Source organism: Thiolapillus sp., assembly GCF_048562965.1.
Taxonomy (GTDB): domain Bacteria; phylum Pseudomonadota; class Gammaproteobacteria; order Chromatiales; family Chromatiaceae; genus Thiolapillus; species Thiolapillus brandeum_A.
On record NZ_JBHNMF010001159.1, the window covers coordinates 1 to 818 of the forward strand.

Consider the following 818-nt stretch of genomic DNA (forward strand, 5'->3'; position numbering starts at 1 on the left):
AGGGAAGGAATGTAGCGAAAGCGGAACCCGCAGGCGAAGCGAACAGCCCAGCCCGCAACGCGGGGGATGCGCACAACGCATATAAACGGTAAAATTAACATTTAAAAAATAATTTCGATATATCGTAACAACAAGCGCGGGGATTTTAGCCGCTAAAATTAACGATCCGGACGAGACAGGAACGCGGTGTACAAATACATATTTTTCACGAATGTGCTCAAGTGTCTTGAAGAGCGCGACATGACAAAGCAGGAACTGTCAGATCGTTCGGGCGTGTCTATCTCATTTCTATCTGACCTTACAACCGGGAAGGGCAATCCATCCCTAGAAAAAATGGCAGCGATTGCCAACGCATTAGAGGTCCCACTTCCACTATTGCTCGAATCCACGGACATGGACACCAAGACATTGGAGGAGTTGGCCGGCAAGAAGGTAAAAAGCAGCTTACCTCACGGCTTTGTAAGGGTATGCGCGGTCCTGCCTGAACACCAGGCATTCATCGTGAGGCGCTGGGAACAGCACGCGAGAAAGAAAGACAAGGGTTAAACGCCAAGAAGAGTAATTAAGGGAGAAAGTAACGAAGGGAAGCTGATCAAACAGCCCAGCGCAGTTTTAGCGGCTAACCCTGCCCTTTACCCATAAAAAACATCTGAACAAAATGTACCGTTTGCTGCATGCTTCACGGCATGAACACACAAAACCAAATCAAACGGAGGCTGAGGCTGTCCACAGCAACCGGCATAGAATACATCAAGCACTTGCTTAACGGCAACGCAATTGCCCACAGAACCGATTTAGCCAAACAGGTTTGCAGCATC

At 48.5% G+C, this 818-nt stretch carries 1 protein-coding gene; it reads left to right on the plus strand.

The window, feature by feature from the left end:
* Positions 1 to 186 precede the first annotated feature (186 nt).
* Complete coding sequence (locus ACOCD2_RS23010; RefSeq protein WP_293650260.1) at positions 187 to 546, plus strand: transcriptional regulator; 360 nt, start codon at positions 187 to 189, stop codon at positions 544 to 546.
* The last annotated feature ends 272 nt before the right edge of the window (positions 547 to 818 follow it).